The organism is Nonomuraea sp. NPDC003804 (assembly GCF_040610675.1).
Lineage (GTDB): Bacteria > Actinomycetota > Actinomycetes > Streptosporangiales > Streptosporangiaceae > Nonomuraea.
This window is the reverse complement of the sequence record NZ_JBEXMT010000009.1, coordinates 245,717-263,981: the sequence shown is the minus strand read 5'-3', so window position 1 is coordinate 263,981 and position 18,265 is coordinate 245,717. Positions and strand designations below refer to the sequence as shown.

Genomic DNA, 18,265 nt, shown 5'->3' with positions numbered 1-18,265 from the left:
TGGGTCTTGGTCGTCAGCCTGCCGTGCGAGCGACCCAGCGCATGATCGGCCGGTTCGTCCGGCTGCTCGGGACCGCTCGGTCGGTCTCCGGCCAGTCCCAGCCGAGCTGGAGGAACATGCCGAGGCGGTCGCCGACCGCGCGGATCTCGGTGATCTTCTCGTCGGCCAGGGTGAAGATGCGGGCGGACCCAGGTGGTCGCCCAGTTCCACACAGACAGGCCTGCCTGTTCAGTGGAGGAGCGGCTCGTCGTCGGGGCGTTCTGGCGGCGTCGCGCCTTGAGGGCGTGAGGAAGGTGCTGACGCGGGAAGGCGGACGTGACCAGCCCATCCACTACTAAGGTTGTGGATGTGAGTCCGAGGTCCGTGGGCGCGATGGACGCCGATGAGAAAGTCGACCGGCAGGCGCGGATCCTCGAGGCGGTGCTTCGGCTCTTGTCCTTGCAGGGCATATCCGGCGTCAGCATGCGTGCCGTCGCGCGTGAGGCCGGGGTCTCGTTGGGGCTGGTGAACTACTACTACGAGGACAAGACGAGCCTGATCCGTGCGGCCCTGCACCGCATCGAGGAGCAGGACGTCGCGATCGTCGAGCCGGACCTCACCCTGGAGCCTGAAGAGCGGCTGCGCGCTGCGCTGAAGCGGGTGGCCGACCCGGAGTTCCTGACGACGGAATACCTGTCCCTGCGACTTCAGCTCTGGGCGCTCGCCCAGGCCCACGAGGACTTCGAGCGCATCAACACGGTGGCCCAGAAACGCTACCGCGCCGGGCTCGCCGCCCTCATCCGTGCCGCCCGCCCCGAGCTGTCGCGCGGCGAGTGCAGCAAGCGGGCCACCGACATCGACGTCATCCAGAACGGCTTGTGGCTCACGGCCCTGCTGGGGCTCGACCGCGCCTCGATCGGCAGGAGCGTCACTCGTTGCGAGGAAATCGCACTCGCCGACTGACTGGTCGCCCGACGGCAAATCTGAACGAACGTCCAGAAAGCGCATTGAACGATCGTTCAAACACTCGTATGCTCCCCCCATGACACCAGTGACCATGGGCGACGTACGCCGCGTCGGCACCGGGTTCCACCAGGACCCCGGACGATCGATGTCGCTGCGGTCGGAGGCGTACACGGACCCACTGTGGCTCGAGGTCGACGTCCGGGCGATCTTCGCGCGCACCTGGCAATGGATCTGCCACGCCGAGAAGCTCGAGTCGCCGGGCAGCTACGTATCGGCAACCGTGGCGGGCATGCCGATCGCGATCGTCCGCGATCGTGACGGGGCGCTGCGCGCGTTCTACAACGTCTGCAAGCACCGTGCCCATGAGCTGCTCACGGGCTCCGGCACCACGCGCAACATCGTCTGCCCCTACCACGCGTGGACCTACGGCCTCGACGGGCAGCTGAAGGCGGCTCGTCGCGCCGACAAGATGGCGACCTTCGACAAGCGCGAGATCCGTCTCGACCAGGTGCGGGTGGAGGAGTTCGGTGGATTCGTCTACGTGAACCTGGACCAGGGCGCCGCTCCGTTGGGCGAGCAGGCCGGGGATCTGGCGGCCGACATCGCCAGGTGGGCTCCCGACGTGGCAGGACTGACCCACGCGAAGCGGTTGACCTACGACGTCGCCAGCAACTGGAAGAACGTCATCGACAACTTCCTGGAGTGCTACCACTGTCACATCGCCCACAAGGAGTTCGTCGACCTCGTCGACATGGACACCTACGAGGTGAAGACCCACGGCATCTGGTCGAGCCACTTCGCCGAGGCCGGCAAGCACGAGAACGCCGCGTACGACGTGTCGGGTGCGTCAGTCACGCAGCACGCGGTGTGGTGGCTGTGGCCCAACACCTGTCTGCTGCGATACCCCGGTCGGGGTAACTTCATGGTCTTCCAGGTCGTACCGGCCGGACCGGACCGGACCCTGGAGACCTGGGACTTCTACTTCGAGACGGCCGAGCTCGAGGACGCCGAGGCGCAGTCGGTGCGGTACATCGACGAGGTGTTGCAGCAGCAGGACATCGCGCTGGTGGAGAGCGTCCAGCGGGGCATGCGCACCCCGGCCTTCGACCAGGGCCGCATCGTGTACGACCCCTCCGGCTCAGGGCTGTCCGAGCACGGCGTGCATCACTTCCACGGCCTCGTCCTCGACGCCTATCGGTCGTGGGTGGAAGGGGCCGCCGAACGCCGGTAGCCCTCGCCTTCCGAGCCGCGTCGCGGGGCAGAAGCTAAGCGAAGGAAACGGAAGAAATCCGGTCGCAGTCGCCGGCGATCGGCGGCGATGATGGCCGCCATGAAGTTCCGCAAGGACCGAGACCGCTCGCCCCGCGAGATCCTGCTCGAGCTGTACGACTCGCTGGACCGACGCCATCGGCCCGAGGATGTCGCCGATCTGGTGCTGCAGGCGCTGGAGGGGAGCCTGTCCAGGCGCGAGCGGGTGGTGCTCCAGCGCGCGGCCAAGCACTCCTCGCGCAACGCGGCATGGTTCTCCTCGATGTCCACGGACTACGCCCGGCCGGTCGGCGGCGCGCGGCAGGTCGCGGCGGCGACCCGGCTGTTCGAGCGTTCCGTGGAGGTCGACCCCGACGACCCAGAATCGCTGCTGGAGTTCGCGACGACCATGGGGAGCGACATCCGGTGGGCGCCGGACCGTACCGACTTCCTGGCCGACCGGCTCAACCGGGAGTCCCGGGACGCGGCCGGGATGGAGCTGTCCAAGCGACAGTACAACCGGCGCTTCCGCATGCTGCGCAGGCTCGCGGCCAAGGCGGGCACCCTGGGCGTCGAGCAGGACAAGCGGCGGCTGCTCATGCTGGGCACGACAGGGTTCGGCGCTGACATCCCGCGCGAGCGTTTCCTCGCCGACGTCGATGCCGCCTGCTTCGTCGCCTACTACACCGCGCGGCGCAAGCTGCGCCGGGAGTTCACCCTGTCGGGGCGGGACAACCCGTTCGACGAGATCGCCTCCGTCCTGCTCGATCGGTGCACGGACTCCAGCGACTGGTGGCTGATCGCCCAGGTGCGGGCGGCGCCAGACATCCTGGAGCGCCTGACCGAGGAGGAGCGGGGACGCCTTCTCGGCCAGTGGTCGGCGGTCATGCGGCACAGCGCAGGCATGCTCCGCGACCGCTGGAATCCCGGCACCGACCGCATCTCGATGATCGTGCGGCCGGGCGACGACTCCACCACGTGGAACAATCTGGCGGTCGCCTACAACGCCGCCCGAGCGGGGTGGCTGGCCTGCCTGGCCTCGCTGGACGCGCTGTGCCTGCTGGACGTGGCCTGCCCCGGCAAGGCCATGCGGCTGATGGCGGCCGACCTGGTGGCCTGGCACCGCGGCGCCGGGGGCGGCGTCGACCCCGACACCGCGGTGTGGGCCGCGTTGCCGCCGCCCTGGGAGGTCCTCGACGGGAGCAGCGCCTGCACCCGCGCCGACGTCGAGGCCGCCTGCCGTACGGCCGGGCTCGACCCGGAGGGCTCCGGTTGGACGGCGCCCGCCGTCCGGCGCGGTGTGGCCGTGTTCCGGCCGACGCCCGAGCTGGTGCACGGCGTGAGCATCGCCGACCCGGTCTGGGCGTCCCTGCTGCGGCGGGCGGGAGCGTTCAGCGGCAAGCACGTCAAACCCGAACTCGCCGCCGCCGCCGGTCACGGGCTGGCCTCCGGGGTCGTGGTGAGCGAACTGCCCACGGCAGGCCGTCCCGCGGAGTAGGGCAGTGGTGTCGCTCTCGCGGCGGGAAACGCCTACCGATAACCGGTGGCGCTGCCGGGGAGGGACCGAGCAGACTGGTCCAGGCCCGCTGTAGTTCAGTGGTAGAACGCCTGGCTCTTCTTCCAGGTGGTCGCCGGTTCGAGCCCGGTCGGCGGTGCCTGGAAGTGGTCTCGTTGTAGCTCAGAGGTAGAGCGCCCGGCTCCGGACCGGGTGGACGCCGGTTCGAGCCCGGCCGGCGAGGCCCTTCCAGATCTGCCGTGCGCGACGTCTGATCGTGAGGGCAGACGGCCGGTCCGCCCTCGTGTCCGGCCGGCCGCGCCATCGGCGCTCGCCCCCAGCCGCTCTTTCGGCAACCGCCGCATGGCGATCGTCAGGCCGGCGGGAGCGGCCGACCCTGCTCCTGCCGACGTCGGCCAAGCCCTCAGAGCCGTCGAAGCGCCCCCTGATCCGCCGGCTCGCGATCAGATGATCTCGAGGTTGGCCATCATCCCCATGTCCTCGTGCTCGGCGTTGTGGCAGTGGAAGAGGTAACGGCCGCGGTAGCCGTCGAAGCGGGTGATGATCTCCACGGCTTCGCCGGGTCGTAGCGAGACGGTGTCCTTGAGCCCCGTGTCGTGGGCCAGGGGCGCCCTGCCGCTGCGCGAGAGCACGCGGAAACCGACCAGGTGCAGGTGGACGGGATGGTGGACGTCGGCGACGAGCCGCCAGACCTCGACGTCGCCGAGCCGGGTCGTGACATCGGCGCGGGCGGGGTCGAACGGCAGGCCGTCGATGAGCCAGCCGTGACCTGTGTGCATCTGCCCGGCGCGGAAGGCGAACTCGCGCACCCTGACGGCGTCCGAACGCCGCCAGTCCGGCAGGTCGGTGGACAGCGTGCGGGGGACGCGGCTGTCGTCGGCGGCTCTGCGGGCGACGCGGAAGGCCATCACGTCGCGGGTACGGCCGGAGCCGAGCCGGTTGATCACCTTGACGAGGCTGCCGGTCGGGACGCCGGAGAAGTCGACGACCACGTCGTAGCGTTCGGCGGGTGCGATCGGCAGCAGCCGGTGGGTGACCGGGGCGGCGAGCAGTCCCTGGTCGGCCCCGATCTGGACGAGGTCGAGGCGGCGCCCGTCGTCGGTGACCGCTTCGAGTTCGTAGTGGCGGGCGTTGGAGGCGTTGAGGATGCGCAGCCGGTAGCGGGCCGCGTCGACCTCGTGCACGGGCCAGGGGGCGCCGTTGACCAGGATCACGTCGCCGAGGACCCCGGCGAGATACGGCTCGCGGACGCCGGGCCGTACGCGCAGGGTGGGGTCGAGGGAGGGGTAGGCCAGGCTGCCGTCAGCGGCGAAGGCCCGGTCGGCGATCATGAGGGGCAGTTCGCGTGGTCCGGCGGGCAGGCCGAGGGCGTCCTCGGCGTCGTCGCGGATGATGTGCAGCCCGGCCAGGCCCCGCCAGATCGCGGGGGCGGTGAAGTCCATCCGGTGGTCGTGGTACCACAGCAGCGTGGGCCGCTGGTCAAGCGGGAAGGCGTAGTCCCTGGTCAGCTCGGTCACCACGGCCCTCGGGTCGTGCATGCCGTGTTCGGAACCGTGCCCCGTCTGCAGGGAGTGCTCCTGCCAACCCTCGGGCAGGACGAGGTCGGTCGGATACCCGTCGGAAGCCGCCGGGGTCCGTCCGCCGTGCAGGTGCACGACGGTCGGCACGGGCAGCTCGTTGCGGTGCGACACGGTGATCGGCCGGCCGCGGCGCGACTCGATCGTCGGCCCAGGGAAGGTGCCCTCATACGTCCACAGCGGTGTCCTGACACCGGAAAGGATCTCCGCGCTCGCTTCGCGCTGGGTGATCTCGTAACGGTCGACTCCGCCCGAGGTGCTGACCGGCGCCAGCACGGAGGGAATCGGCAGTGGCACGCGGAAGGGCGGCGGTAGCGGTACGGCACTGCGCAACTCGGCGCCGGTGATCGACGGCCTGCGAGCCAGCGCCGCCGAGGCCGACAGCCCGGTGGCCGCCATCAGTCCGAGCGCCCCGCCGATGCCCAGCGCCCGCCGCCGGGTCAGGCCCCGGGGATCATGCTCACGCATGGTGAACCTCCCGCCGCGGCAAGGGCCGGCGCCAGACGGCGATGAACAGCACGACGAGCGCGGCGACGGTCATCACACCCAACGGGATGTGCAACCACAGCGCGCCGTCCAACCCGGCGAAGTACTGCACCGTCTCGGCCGCCACCACGGTCATCGTGGCCGCGAACGGCCAGATCTGACGCAGCCGGATCCACACCACGATCGCCACGATCACCTGCACGTAGCCCATGGAGGTGACCACGTCGGCGCCGATCGCGTGCCAGCGCAGGCTGTCGAAGTCACCGGTCAGATACACCCCGGCGAACACCGGCTGGCCGACGATCGCCACCACATGCGCGCTGACGACGGCCCGCAGTGTCCACCCCGTCGCTGTCGTCCGCTGCGCGGCCATGGTGAGCATGCGATATCCCTCCTCACTTCGTCGTCGCTTTCGCGGACGGCATCGACGCTATGGCTCACGGGTTATCTTGTCTAAGATCAATATTGCTATGGTGCTATGTAGTGGGAGGCATGATGGAGCTGAACACGCTCAGGCAGTTCCTGGTGGTGGCGCGGCTCGAACACCTCAGCCGTGCGGCCGACGAACTGCGCGTCGCCCAGCCTTCGCTGAGCCGTACCATCGCCCGCTTGGAGAACGAACTGGGCACACCGCTGTTCGAGCGCAGCGGCCGGCTCCGGCTGAACGACACGGGCAAGCTCTTCCGCGGTCACGTCGAACGCGCTCTCGGTGAGCTCGATGCGGGCCGGCGAGCCGTCGCCGAGGCCACCAGTGAGGGGGTGGGCACGGTTCGACTGGCGTCGGAGACGTTCCTCACCCTCACCGGGCCGCTGGCGGCCTACAAGCGCGCTCATCCCTCCATCGAGGTCGAACTCCGCTGGGCGGCGGCCGAGGACATGGCCCGCCACCTGCGGGCTCAAGAGGTCGACCTGTGTGTCGCCTCGCAGCCGATCCACGCCGAGGGCTTGGAGGCGGTTCAGCTGGTGGACGAGGCGGTGTGGGCGGCCACGTCACTCGATCATCCGCTGGCGGGCCGTACCTCGGTGAGCATCGACGAACTCGCCGATCAGCCCTTCGTCACCGCCCGCAAGGGGCACTGGCAGCGCAGGCTCCTCGACCGGCTCTTCGCCGCCAGAGGCCTCACACCGAAGATCGTCTGCGAAGTCGACGAGCTCAGCGCCATCGCCGACCTGATCGGCGCGGGGCTCGGCATCGGCCTCGTCCCTTCCATGGCCCGGCGGACCTCCATCCGTGCCCCCATCGCCGCGATCACCGTTGACAGCCCCGACTGCCGTCGCGCGCTCACGCTGTACTGGGGCGCCGACAGCCACCTGTCGACCGCCGCCCGCCTGATGCGCACGGCGATCACCACCTGGAACTGGGCCACCAGCGAACCAGGCGCGCGTTGACCGTACGCTCCAGGATCGCCACGCCGTGCCACTGCCGACCCCGGCGGACGCGAAGCCGGCGGAGCTGTGCAGCAGGACGACGGCCTGATCGACGATGTTCGCCCAGCAGGGGAGAGGAGCACGCAAGGTTTGCGTTTGAGCGCGCTCGAAGCCGTAGCGTCGCCGCCATGACGACACAGACCTGGATCATCACCGGCGCGTCCCGCGGTTTCGGGCGCGCATTGGCGGAGTCGGCGCTCGCGGCGGGAGACCGCGTGGTGGCGGCGGTGCGCCGGCCCGAGAGCATGGCCGACCTGGAGGCCGAGTACCCGGACAACTGCCTGATCGCGAAGTTCGACGCCCGAGACGTCGCTGCTGCCGCGGACCTCGTGCGGGACACCCTCGACCGCTTCGGTCAACTCGACGTGCTCGTCAACAACGCGGGCCGGGCCGTGGTCGGAGCGGTCGAGGAGGTCAGCGACGCGCACCTGCGTGAACTGATGGATCTGCACCTGTTCGGGCCTGCCGCGCTCGTCCGTGCGGCGCTGCCGGCGATGCGCGCGCGGGGCGCCGGGACGATCGTGCAGATGAGCAGCCAGGGTGGGCGGATGTCGTTCCCCGGCGTGTCGACGTACTCCGCGTCGAAGTTCGCCCTCGAAGGCTGGTCCGAGGCCCTGGCCGGGGAAGTCGCGCCGTTCGGGATCCGCGTGATGATCGTTGAGCCCAGCCGCTTCCGGACCGACTTCAACGCGGGGGACGTGCTCGAGTTCGCCGAGGCGTCCGATACCTACAGTGACGTGCTCGCCGCCGTCCGCGCGGACATGGCCGGAGCCGACGGTCTCCAGGAAGGCGACCCGGCGCGGGCGGCGGACATCATCGTGTCCCTCGCGCACAGTGACGAGGTGCCGCTGCGGCTGCCGCTCGGGCGCGAGGCGGTCGAGCGTATCTCGGGTGCGTACCGGCGTGGCCTGGACGAGGTCGACCGGTGGGCCGAGATCGCCCGCAGCGCCGACTTCGAGGACGTCCCGGCGTCGGTCCGGCCGATTTAGGCTGGCTGTCATGGCCACCGACGATCTGATGACCAGGGCGCTCGAAACGCTCGGGGACGACGGCCCGCTGTCGGTTGAGGCGATCCACCGCCTCACCGACCTGGCCGAGGTGCCCGAGTCGATGACAATCGCCGAGGTCGCCGACCTCCTCGACCTCTCTCCTCACACGCTGCGCTACTACGAGCGGGCCGGGCTGGTCGAGGTGGCCCGTGACAGCAACGGTCACCGGGTCTACGACGCAGAGGCGGTGCGGCGCCTGGTGTTCCTCACCAGGATGCGGCTGTCCGGCATGCCGATGCGCGACCTGCAGCACTACATCTCGCTTGTCGACGCCGGGGAGCACACCGTGCCCGAGCGGCTCGACATGCTGGTCGAACATCGCGACACCACCCGCCGCCGGATCCGTGAGCTGACCCTTTCCCTCATGGCGATCGAGTACAAGATCGCCACGTACGGAGGCTCGACCGGGCAGGACGTCGCGGCCCTCGACACCGCCACCGGCGCCGACCGCACGTTCCGAACCGCGCTTGTTCACGCCCGCTCCGCCTCGTGATGGTGTAGGCGAGGAGCGGCGGCAGCTGCGGGTTTGTGCTGGGCGCCAGGCGGAGAGCCTCGCCCGGCATCCCTCGTATGGAGGATGCCGGGCGACGAGATGGGCGATGCCGCCCGTCCCGACACGACGGGAACCTTGAGGCATGGAAGCCATCGAGGTGACAGACCTGCGCAAGACGTACGGGGGCACGAACGTCGTGGACGGCGTCACGTTCACGGTCCACGCCGGCGAGACCTTCGGCATCGCCGGCCACAACGGGGCGGGCAAGACCACCACCGTCGAATGCCTCATCGGGCTGCGGCGGGCCGACGGAGGCAGCGTGCGGGTCCTGGGGGAGGACCCGGCACGCCGGCGCCGGATCCTGGCCCAGCGCATCGGCGCCCAGCTCCAGGACAGCGCGCTACCGGAGCGGATGAAGGTCGCCGAGGCGCTGCACGCCTTCGCCTGCTTCTACCTCCGCCCCGCCGACTGGCGGGAGGTCATGGAGCGCTGGGGCCTGACCCCGCTGGCTCGCAAGGCGTACGGTGACCTGTCCGGCGGGCAGAAGCAGCGGCTGATGCTCGCCCTGGCCCTGGTCGGCGACCCCGAGGTGGTCGTGCTGGACGAACTGACCACCGGCCTGGACCCGATCGCCCGCCGGGAGACCTGGCGGCTGGTGCGCGAGCTGAAGACCTCCGGCACCACCGTGGTGCTGGTCAGCCACTACTTCGACGAGACCGAGGCCCTGTGCGACCGCCTGGCGGTCCTGGCCCGCGGCCGTATCCGGGCCATGGGCACCCCGGACGAGATCATCGCCCGGACCGGCACCGCGAGCCTGGAAGAGGCGTACTTCGCCCTGGAAGGAGCGGACCGATGAAGGCGTTCGCCGCTTTGACGGCCACCGAGCTGAGGCTGCTGCTGCGTGATCCTGCCTCGGTGTTCTTCATGCTGGCCTTCCCGCTGATGCTGCTGGTGCTCAAGCGCGGCGACACCGGCGCGGTCCCGGGGTACGTCGCGATGATCGCGGCCATCGGTGGCATGGGCGCGCTGCCCGGCATCGTGGCCGCCTACCGCGAGCGCAAGGTGCTCAAGCGGCTGGCGACCACGCCGATCTCTCCCGTGCTGCTGCTGGCCGCGCAGTTGGTGGCGCAGGTCGCCGCGGCCCTGGCGGGCTCGGTGCTGCTGATCGCCGCCGCGATCGTCGTGTTCGGCACGCGGCCGCCCGCGAACGTGCCCCTGCTGGCGGTGGCGTTCCTGCTGTGCTCGGTGGCGGTCTGCGCGATCGGCTTCGTGATCGCCGCGATCGTGCGCAACACCAGGGGCGCCGGCCTGATCGGCATGCTGGTCATGTTCCCGATGATCTTCCTGGCGGGGGCGGCCGTGCCCAGGAAGTCCCTGCCCGGCTCGCTGCGGCAGATCGGCGACTTCCTGCCCCTGACCCCGGGCGTGGACGCGCTGACCAGTGCCTGGAGCGGCACCGCCGCGCTCTTCCCGATGCTGATCCTGATCGGGATAATCGTTGCGGGCACGACCCTGGCCGGCGCGCTGTTCCGATGGGAGTGACGAGGTGAACGTCTGGGAGGCGCGCTGGCTGCGCGCCTTCCACATGCTGTTCTACGCCTGCCTGGCGCTCGGCCTGGTGCTGTCGTTCGGCGAGGACGCCGGGCCCGGCCCGGTGAGCCTGGGCCTGCTCGCGCTACTGGCCGGCTGGCACTGGTTCTTCGTCCTGCGCCGCCCGCACCTGCTCGGCCGGCTCCACCCCATGGCGTTCCACCTGGCCGTGCTGTGCGCACTGTACGTCGCGCTGGTGCTCACGGACCGCTCGTTCGATGTGGTGATCTTCGGGCTGATGCCCCAGCCGTACCTGATGCTCTCCACCCCCTGGTCGTACGCGGGGGCGGTGGCGACGATCCTGTGCACCTTCGCCGCCAGGGGCTACCTGGACGACCCCGACGCCCTGTGGCGGCTCGCCGGGAGCTGCGGCCTGGTGGTGGCGATCGGCCTGTTCGTGGCCTACGTGTTGCGGCAGAGCGCGCAGAACAAGACGGTCGGCGTGCTGGAGGAGCGGGCGAGGTTGGCCAGGGAGATCCACGACACCCTCGCCCAGGGCCTGAGCGGGATCATCACCCAGTTGGAGGCGGCCGAGCAGGCCATGCCCGACGAGCAGGGCAGGCCCGACCTGCCCGCCGTACGCAGGAGGATCGCGCTGGCCAAGGAACTGGCCCGCGACAACCTCCAGGAGGCCAGGCGCTCGGTGGACGCGCTGCGGCCTGGCCCGCTGCAGGAAGCGCACCTGGACGCGGCGCTCGCGCAGGTCGCCGAGCGGTGGTCGCGCACATCCGAGGTGAGCGCCACCGTGACGGTGGAGGGCACGTCCCGGCCGCTGACGGCCGAGGTGGGCGCCACGCTGCTGCGCGCGGCGCAGGAGGGGCTGTCCAACGCGGCCAAGCACGCGCGGGCGGACCGGGTGGCCATCACACTGACCTACATGGACGACGAGGTGACGCTGGACGTGTTCGACGACGGCACGGGCTTCGACCCGGGCGCGCAGGGTTCCGGTTACGGGCTGGCGGCCATGCGCGAGCGCGCCCGCGGCGTGGGCGGCACGCTGACGGTCGAGTCGGCGCCGGGAGAGGGGACGGCACTGTGCCTGCGCATCCCCTCAAACTGATGATCGTCGACGACCATCCGGTGGTCCGCGACGGGCTGCGCGGCATGTTCGACAACGTGGACGACATCGAGGTGGTGGCCGAGGCGTCCGACGGGTTCGAGGCGCTGGCCATGGCCAGGCGGGCGGGCCCGGACGTCGTGCTCATGGACCTGCGCATGCCCGGCCTCGACGGCGTCGGCGCGATCCAGCGGCTGCGGGTCGACCACCCGGAGATCAAGGTGATCGTGCTGACCACCTACGACACCGACGCCGACGTGACGCGGGCCATGGCGGCCGGGGTCGCGGGCTACCTGCTCAAGGACGCGCCCCGCGAGGAGTTGCACCGGGCCGTGCGAACGGCCGCGGCGGGCGGCGCCGTACTGGCCCCGTCGGTCGCCTCCGCGCTCATCGGCCGGCCCGCGGGCCAGGAGCCGAGCCTGCGCGAGCTGGAGGTGCTACGCCTGGTGGCCAGGGGGGCGGCCAACAAGGAGATCGCCAGGACCCTGCTGATCAGCGAGACGACCGTGAAGACGCACCTCAAGCACGTCTTCGCCAAGCTCGGCGTCGAGACCCGGGCCGCGGCGGTCGTCGTGGCCATGGAGCGCGGGCTCCTGTAGTGCCGGCGATCGGACAGATGCGGAACAGCGCAGGCGGAGCCGCTGAGCAGGGTCTCCAGCCGGGCGGCCGGTCTGGGCGGATGCGGTTCACAGCTCTGCCGGTGTGACAGGTCATCCTGCGTCACTGGTGACACACGCTTCACTCCTCCGTCATATCACTCAGAGCGTTCATCGGACTACTTTCGGTCGCAGCGGGTGGTGACCGCCGAAGCCCAGCGCAACGGCGAAGGGATCACCTCTCGGCTGAAGAGCGGACGGCGGCATGACCGAACACCGGTCATGCCCCGCGATCTGCACCGTTGGCCGCCCGGGGACGACGCCTCGGGGCAGAGCGAAGGCGAGGTGGCAGAGTGCATCTGACTCCGCACGAACAGGAACGCCTGATGATCCATGTGGCCGCGGACGTGGCCCGGAGGCGTAGAGAACGGGGGGTTCTCCTCAACTACCCGGAGGCGGTCGCGCTGATCACGGCACATGTGCTGGAGGCGGCGCGGGACGGCAAGTCCGTCCATGAGCTCATGTCCGCCGAGGAGAAGATCCTCTCCCGTGACGAAGTCATGGAGGGTGTCCCGGAGATGATCTCCGACATTCAGATCGAGGCGACGTTCCGCGACGGCACCAAGCTGGTCACCATCCGCGACGCCTTCGCCGAAACGGGAACGGAGGCGCTGGTTCATCCGGGGAAGATCGACCATCCTGAGGGCGCTGAGCCGGTGGCCTTCAACGAGGGCCGCGAGATCACGATCGTGTCCGTCACCAACAGTGACGACCGCCCCATCCAGGTGGGTTCTCACTACCACTTCTACGAGGCCAACCCCCGCCTCAGCTTCGACCGTTCCGCCGCCTACGGCAAGCGCCTGCACATTCCCGCCGGCAGTTCTGTCCGGTTCGAGCCTCGGTGCACCAGGACGGTCACGCTCGTGCCCATCGAGGGCAGGCGCATCGTCGCCGGCCTGCGCGGCGAGGTCGGGGGGCAGCTCGATGGATGAGCCCCTGACAGACGCGGCGGCGGACGCGCCCGACGAGCCGGCGGCAGGGGCGTCGTCGCGGGATGGCGTGCCAGGCCCGGAGATCCTGCCGATCGATCAGCCGCTGACCCGGGTCCAGTACGCCGACCGGTTCGGGCCGACGGTCGGCGACCGCATCCGGCTGGCCGACACCAACCTGCGGATCGAGATCAGCGAGGACTGGTCGGGTGGTCCGGGGCGCAGCGGCAACGAGGTCATCTTCGGCGGCGGCAAGGTGATCCGTGAATCGATGGGGCAGTCCTGCGCGCCGCGCGACTCGGCGAGATTCGGCGCCCCGCAGCCGCCCGACACGGTCATCACCGGCGCGGTCGTCCTGGACCATTGGGGCGTGATCAAGGCCGACGTGGCCATCCGTGACGGCCGGATCGTCGCGCTCGGCAAGGCCTACAACGACGAGACCATGGACCGGCTGCACGACGGGCACCAGCGGGCCACGGACTTCCTGATCGGTCCCGAGACCGAGGTCATCGCGGGCAACGGCAAGATCCTCACCGCGGGCGGCATCGACACCCACGTGCACTTCATCTGCCCCGAGCAGGTGACCGAGGCACTCGCCGCGGGCGTCACCACCCTGATCGGCGGCGGTACGGGGCCGGCCGAAGGCAGCACCGCCACCACCGTCACGCCCGGCGCCTGGCACATCGCCCGCCTGTTCGAGGCGCTGGACGCCTTCCCGGTCAACATCGGGCTGCTCGGCAAGGGCAACACCATGTCCACCGAGTCCCTCTACAACCAGGTGGAAGGGGGAATCCTCGGTTTCAAGATCCACGAGGACTGGGGTGCCACCCCGGCCGTCCTGCGCCGGTGCCTGGAGGTGTGCCGGGCGACCGGCGTCCAGCTGGCCCTGCACGCCGACTCGCTGAACGAGGCGGGCGCGGTCGCCGACACCATCGACGCCATCGGCGACCACCCCATCCACGTCTTCCACATCGAGGGCGCCGGCGGCGGCCACGCCCCCGACATGATCACGATGGCGAGCCTGCCGAACGTGCTGCCCGCCTCCACCAACCCCACCCGCCCCTTCACCGTCAACACGGTCAAGGAGCACATCGACATGGTGATGGTCTGCCACCACCTCAACCCGCTGGTGCCGGAGGACCTGGCCTTCGCCGAGTCGCGGATCCGGCCTTCCACGATGGCCGCCGAGGACATCCTGCACGACCTCGGCGCCATCTCGATCATGTCATCGGACGCCCAGGCGATGGGACGCATCGGCGAGATGATCATACGGACGTGGCAGACCGCGCACGTGATGAAGGCCCGGCGCGGCCCGTTGGACGGCGACCAGGCCGGCGACGACGGGGCCGACAACCACCGCGCCCGCCGCTACGTCGCCAAATACACCATCAACCCGGCCATCGCGCACGGCATCGATCACGAGGTCGGCTCGGTCGAGGTGGGCAAGATGGCCGACCTGGTGCTGTGGGAGCCGAAGTTCTTCGGCGTCAAGCCGCACCGGGTGATCAAGGGCGGCCAGATCGCCTACGCGCAGGTGGGTGACGCCAACGCCTCCATCACCACCCCGCAGCCGATCCTGCCCCGCCCCATGTGGGGGGCCAGCGGCCGGGCACCTGCCGCCAACGCGGTCAACTTCGTCACCGAACACGCCATCAAGTCCGGCCTGCCCGAACGGCTCACGGTGGGCAAGGAGTTCAAGGCCATCCGCGACACCCGCAAGGTGTTCAAGGCCGACATGCGGGAGAACAACGCCTGCCCCGACATCCGCATCGATCCCGACACCTTCGAGGTCGTGATCGGCGGAGCGGAGGCCAAGGACGTCAAGACGGAGATCGACGACCAGCTGGTCGACGGCACCCGGTTCGCCGACACGCTGCCCATGGCCCAGCGCTACTTCCTGTTCTGACCACCGCCCCGGAACGGCCCGCCGTGCGTGCAGCCCGAGGGCACGCTCCATGTCAGCGAAAGGTGAGTCACGCACCATGAACCGTGCCGCCCTGCTCGTCCTGGCCGACGGTCGATTCCCCGCCGGAGGGCATGCCCACTCCGGCGGGGCCGAGGCGGCGGTCACGGCGGGACGGGTGCGTGACGTGGCGAGCCTGCAGGAGTTCTGCCGCGGCCGGCTGTACACCAGTGGCCTGGCCGCGGCGGGCCTGGCCGCCGCGGCCGCCGCCGGGTACGACCCGCTGCTGCTGGAAGAGGCGGCCGACGCCCGCACCGCCGCCCCCGCCCTGCGGCACACCGCGCGCAGGCTCGGCCGGCAGCTGCTGCGGGCCGCCCGAGTCGCCTGGCCCTGCTCGGAGCTCGACTCCCTCGCCGCGGCGCTGCCTCGGGGCGCTCATCACCCTGTGGTGCTCGGCCTGGCCGCCCGCTCCGCCGGGCTGACCCCGCTGGACGCCGCGTACGTGGCGGCCTATGAGAGCGTCGGCGGCCCGGTCAGCGCGACCGTGCGCCTGCTCAGACTGGACCCCTTCGACGCCACCGCCGTCCTGGCCCGCCTGGCCGCCGACATCGACCACGTCGCGGCCCGGGCGGCCGAAGCCGCACAGCGCGTCCACACCGACGGACCGGCCGCGCTGCCGGCCGTCTCCGCGCCGCTGCTCGACATCACCGCCGAACAGCACGCCGCCCGCCCCACCCGCCTGTTCGCCTCCTGAGCACCCCTTCACCCCCGGAGCAGCCATGCACCTCCACCACAGCGACACCTTCCCCGAAGCCCACGCCCACGGCCCCGGCGGTTCCTCCTCCCGTCCTGACGGCCGTCGCCGCGCCCTGCGCATCGGCCTGGGCGGGCCGGTCGGCTCCGGCAAGACCGCCACCGTCGCCGCCCTGTGCCGCGCGCTGCGCGAGGAGCTGTCCATCGCCGTCGTGACCAACGACATCTACACCCGCGAGGACGCCGAGTTCCTGCTGCGCGAGGCCGTCCTGCCCGCTGAGCGCATCACCGCGGTCCAGACCGGCGCCTGCCCGCACACCGCCATCCGCGACGACATCTCCGCCAACCTCGAAGCCGTCGAAGACCTGGAAGAACACCTGGGCCCGCTCGATCTGATCCTCGTCGAATCAGGCGGTGACAACCTCACCGCGACCTTCTCCACAGGCCTGGCCGACGCGCAGATCTTCGTCATCGACGTCGCCGGCGGCGACGACATCCCCCGCAAGGGCGGCCCCGGCGTCACCTCCTCCGACCTGCTGGTCATCAACAAGACCGACCTCGCCCCCTACGTCGGTGCCGACCTGGAAGCCATGGCACGCGACGCCGAGACCCAGCGCGGCCACCGTCCCACCGTCTTGACCGCGGTCAAGACCGACGGCGGCATCACACCTGTGGCCGACTGGATCCGCCGGCGCCTGGCCGCCTGGACCGCGGGCCCCGCATGACACGCGCGCCCTCTGCACCCACACCAGCACCCACACCAGCACCCACACCGGCCGGGCGGTCCGCGCCGGGTGTGCATGCCACCGCCCGCATTCGGGCGACCCACGCCGGCGACACCACCGCCCTCCCGCTCCTCGCCGGTGACGGCCCTTTCGACCTGCGCCGCGGCCGCTCGCACGGCAACCAGGCGCGGGTGTGCGTCCTCGCCGCCATGAGCGCCCCCCTGGGCGGCGATCGGCTGCGCATCGAGGCCACCGCCGAGCACGACGCACACCTGCACATCACCTCCGCCGCCGCCACCATCGCCCTGCGCGGCCCCACCACCGAGCACGCCACCTACGACGTGCACCTGACCGTGGCCGAGCGGGCAAGCCTGCACTGGCTGCCCCAGCCGCTGATCTCCGCCGCCCGCAGCAACCTGCGGCAGAGCTGCACCATCGACCTCGCCCCGACCGCACGACTCCTCCTGCGTGAAGAAATCGTCCTCGGCCGCGCCGGCGAGCCGCCGGGCCGGCTGGCCACCCGCCTCACCGTCCGGCGCGACGGTCGCCCCCTGCTGGACCAGCAGGCGATGTACGGCCCCGGCGCACCCGGCTGGGACGGCCCCGCCGTCCTGGCCGGCCACCGCGCCGTCGGCCAGATCCTCATCATCGATCCGGTCCTGCAGCAGCAACCGCCCCACGTCCGGCTGCTCGGCGACGACCCGGAAGCCGGCCAGGCCGTGCTGGCCCCCCTGGCCGGCCCCGCCATCCTGATCACCGCCCTGGCCCCGGACACCCTGTACCTACGCCGCCTGCTGGATGCGGCGCACCCCACCACGTGAACACCTCACCGCATCGCCCCAACCTGGTGCCGCCGGCTGCCCACGTGTCTTTCCGGTTCAGTACGCGAGTTCGTCCTGTGTGGTCAGCGAGTCCGGGTCAGGGTGCTGGGCGCTCCGGGCCGCCAGGCTCTGCCGCCACTGCTCCATGGCCTTCCCGAGGGACTCGGTCACGAGGTGAAGGAATTCGGCGGAGGACTTGAAGCGGACGCCCGCCGGGGTTGCGACCCCGAGAATCTCGGCTCCGCGCTGCGACGCGGCCTCCAGGGCGTCGTTCGCCTGCACAGCCGCAAGGGTGGACCGGAGCCAGATCTCATCGTCGATGAGATAGCGTTCGCGGCGCCCGCCGGGAACCCGCTCCCGCGTGAGCAGTCCCTGCTGTTCGAGGAAGGTGACGGCGTGCGAGATCGACGCCGGGCTGACGCGAAGCCGCTGGACCAGCTCGGCGGCGGTGAGGGCGCCGGAGTCGGTGATGTACAGGCAGGCCAGCACCCTGGCCGTCATCTGGGGGAGCCCCTGCTGAACGAGGAGATCGGTGAAGGACTCGGTGAAGTCCTGAACCGCTCGGGGGTCACGCCCGTGGTCGCCGTGGGGGACCGGCGGCGCCGGAGGCTGAGCCTGCTTGCGTCGGCGCGCACGATGGCGTGTGGCCTCGTGCGCCCGGTCCGCCCCGTAGCCGTCGGGGCCGCCGTTGCGGGTGACCTCCCGCATGATGGTCGAGGCGGGCCGACCGAGAAGCCGACCGATCTCTGCGTATCCGAGTCCCTCGGCCAGCCCCGTAGCGATGCGCTGCCGGTCCTCATTGGTGAGTCTGCCTCCGGGCATCGGTGCTTGTTTCCTCTCGCTCGACATGCGCGAAGCTCGGCGCCCGCGCACCCCGCTGCACAGTATGCATTCACGCGCAGTCCATTGCAATCCTGACCCTGATCATCCATTGCGTTCAGCATCACAATCATTGCAATGCCGGCCTTTCAATCCGCAAGACCAGGGGCAATGCTCCTCTTTTCTTGTTGACTGATGTGTAAACGCAATGTAGTGTCGCAGACGTTCAGGGATTCCCGAACACATGCGGCGCCGGTGGCGCATGACCGA

Annotated in this window: 18 protein-coding genes and 2 tRNA genes; 17 read left to right on the top strand and 3 right to left on the bottom strand. The window is 70.5% G+C overall.

The window, feature by feature from the left end; all coding sequences use genetic code 11:
* Positions 1–372: 372 nt before the first annotated feature.
* The 5 genes from ABZX22_RS15315 to ABZX22_RS15295 all read left to right on the top strand — a co-directional run bounded on the left by ABZX22_RS15315 (position 373) and on the right by ABZX22_RS15295 (position 3,932).
* On the top strand, positions 373–942 hold the full coding sequence (locus ABZX22_RS15315; protein WP_354908848.1) for a TetR family transcriptional regulator: 570 nt from the start codon (positions 373–375) through the stop codon (positions 940–942).
* Between the two features lie 79 nt (positions 943–1,021).
* On the top strand, positions 1,022–2,176 hold the full coding sequence (locus ABZX22_RS15310; protein WP_354908846.1) for a ring-hydroxylating oxygenase subunit alpha: 1,155 nt from the start codon (positions 1,022–1,024) through the stop codon (positions 2,174–2,176).
* Between the two features lie 99 nt (positions 2,177–2,275).
* A complete protein-coding gene (locus ABZX22_RS15305; RefSeq protein WP_354908844.1) occupies positions 2,276–3,691 on the top strand; it encodes a hypothetical protein in 1,416 nt (471 codons plus the stop codon).
* An 84-nt stretch (positions 3,692–3,775) separates the two neighbouring features.
* Positions 3,776–3,848: transfer RNA gene (locus ABZX22_RS15300), tRNA-OTHER, on the top strand.
* A 12-nt stretch (positions 3,849–3,860) separates the two neighbouring features.
* Positions 3,861–3,932 (top strand) — tRNA-Arg (locus ABZX22_RS15295).
* A gap of 220 nt (positions 3,933–4,152) precedes the next feature.
* Here the strand turns inward: ABZX22_RS15295 and ABZX22_RS15290 are convergent.
* The gene (locus tag ABZX22_RS15290; protein ID WP_354908842.1) at positions 4,153–5,754 is read right to left on the bottom strand and encodes a multicopper oxidase domain-containing protein; all 1,602 of its coding nucleotides are present in this window, start codon (positions 5,752–5,754) and stop codon (positions 4,153–4,155) included.
* Positions 5,747–6,154 (bottom strand): hypothetical protein, encoded by a 408-nt coding sequence (locus ABZX22_RS15285; protein ID WP_354908840.1) that lies wholly within the window; start codon positions 6,152–6,154, stop codon positions 5,747–5,749. The genes ABZX22_RS15290 and ABZX22_RS15285 overlap by 8 nt, the downstream gene beginning before the upstream one ends.
* A 110-nt stretch (positions 6,155–6,264) precedes the next feature.
* Here ABZX22_RS15285 and ABZX22_RS15280 point away from each other — a divergent pair, with 110 nt between their 5' ends.
* The 12 genes from ABZX22_RS15280 (at position 6,265) to ABZX22_RS15225 (ending at position 17,176) form a co-directional block, all read left to right on the top strand.
* On the top strand, positions 6,265–7,161 hold the full coding sequence (locus ABZX22_RS15280) for a LysR substrate-binding domain-containing protein (protein ID WP_354908837.1): 897 nt from the start codon (positions 6,265–6,267) through the stop codon (positions 7,159–7,161).
* Positions 7,162–7,328: 167 nt separating this feature from the next.
* The gene (locus ABZX22_RS15275; protein ID WP_354908835.1) at positions 7,329–8,189 is read left to right on the top strand and encodes an SDR family NAD(P)-dependent oxidoreductase; all 861 of its coding nucleotides are present in this window, start codon (positions 7,329–7,331) and stop codon (positions 8,187–8,189) included.
* Positions 8,190–8,199: 10 nt separating this feature from the next.
* Positions 8,200–8,742: a MerR family transcriptional regulator gene (locus ABZX22_RS15270; RefSeq protein WP_354908833.1), complete on the top strand. Its 543-nt coding sequence runs from the start codon at positions 8,200–8,202 to the stop codon at positions 8,740–8,742.
* A 142-nt stretch (positions 8,743–8,884) separates the two neighbouring features.
* Positions 8,885–9,598 carry an ABC transporter ATP-binding protein gene (locus ABZX22_RS15265; protein ID WP_354908830.1) on the top strand — a complete coding sequence of 238 codons (714 nt, stop codon included), beginning with the start codon at positions 8,885–8,887 and terminating at the stop codon, positions 9,596–9,598.
* Positions 9,595–10,284: an ABC transporter permease gene (locus tag ABZX22_RS15260; protein ID WP_354908828.1), complete on the top strand. Its 690-nt coding sequence runs from the start codon at positions 9,595–9,597 to the stop codon at positions 10,282–10,284. Before ABZX22_RS15265 ends, ABZX22_RS15260 begins: the two co-directional genes overlap by 4 nt.
* Before the next feature lie 4 nt (positions 10,285–10,288).
* Positions 10,289–11,392 (top strand): sensor histidine kinase, encoded by a 1,104-nt coding sequence (locus ABZX22_RS15255; RefSeq protein ID WP_354908826.1) that lies wholly within the window; start codon positions 10,289–10,291, stop codon positions 11,390–11,392.
* Positions 11,392–11,988 carry a response regulator transcription factor gene (locus ABZX22_RS15250; RefSeq protein ID WP_354908825.1) on the top strand — a complete coding sequence of 199 codons (597 nt, stop codon included), beginning with the start codon at positions 11,392–11,394 and terminating at the stop codon, positions 11,986–11,988. The genes ABZX22_RS15255 and ABZX22_RS15250 overlap by 1 nt, the downstream gene beginning before the upstream one ends.
* A gap of 350 nt (positions 11,989–12,338) precedes the next feature.
* The gene (locus ABZX22_RS15245) at positions 12,339–12,977 is read left to right on the top strand and encodes an urease subunit gamma (RefSeq protein ID WP_354908822.1); all 639 of its coding nucleotides are present in this window, start codon (positions 12,339–12,341) and stop codon (positions 12,975–12,977) included.
* Positions 12,970–14,880, top strand: coding sequence for an urease subunit alpha (locus tag ABZX22_RS15240; RefSeq protein WP_354908819.1), 1,911 nt, complete (start codon positions 12,970–12,972; stop codon positions 14,878–14,880). The genes ABZX22_RS15245 and ABZX22_RS15240 overlap by 8 nt, the downstream gene beginning before the upstream one ends.
* Before the next feature lie 76 nt (positions 14,881–14,956).
* A complete protein-coding gene (locus ABZX22_RS15235) occupies positions 14,957–15,631 on the top strand; it encodes an urease accessory UreF family protein (RefSeq protein ID WP_354908818.1) in 675 nt (224 codons plus the stop codon).
* Positions 15,632–15,656: 25 nt separating this feature from the next.
* Positions 15,657–16,355, top strand: a complete 699-nt coding sequence (ureG, locus tag ABZX22_RS15230; protein WP_354908816.1) for an urease accessory protein UreG — start codon at positions 15,657–15,659, stop codon at positions 16,353–16,355.
* Positions 16,356–16,426: 71 nt separating this feature from the next.
* On the top strand, positions 16,427–17,176 hold the full coding sequence (locus ABZX22_RS15225) for an urease accessory protein UreD (RefSeq protein WP_354908813.1): 750 nt from the start codon (positions 16,427–16,429) through the stop codon (positions 17,174–17,176).
* Positions 17,177–17,233: 57 nt separating this feature from the next.
* On the opposite strand, the gene ABZX22_RS15220 is transcribed toward ABZX22_RS15225, so the two are convergent.
* Positions 17,234–17,998 (bottom strand): helix-turn-helix domain-containing protein, encoded by a 765-nt coding sequence (locus ABZX22_RS15220; protein WP_354908811.1) that lies wholly within the window; start codon positions 17,996–17,998, stop codon positions 17,234–17,236.
* Positions 17,999–18,265: the final 267 nt, after the last annotated feature.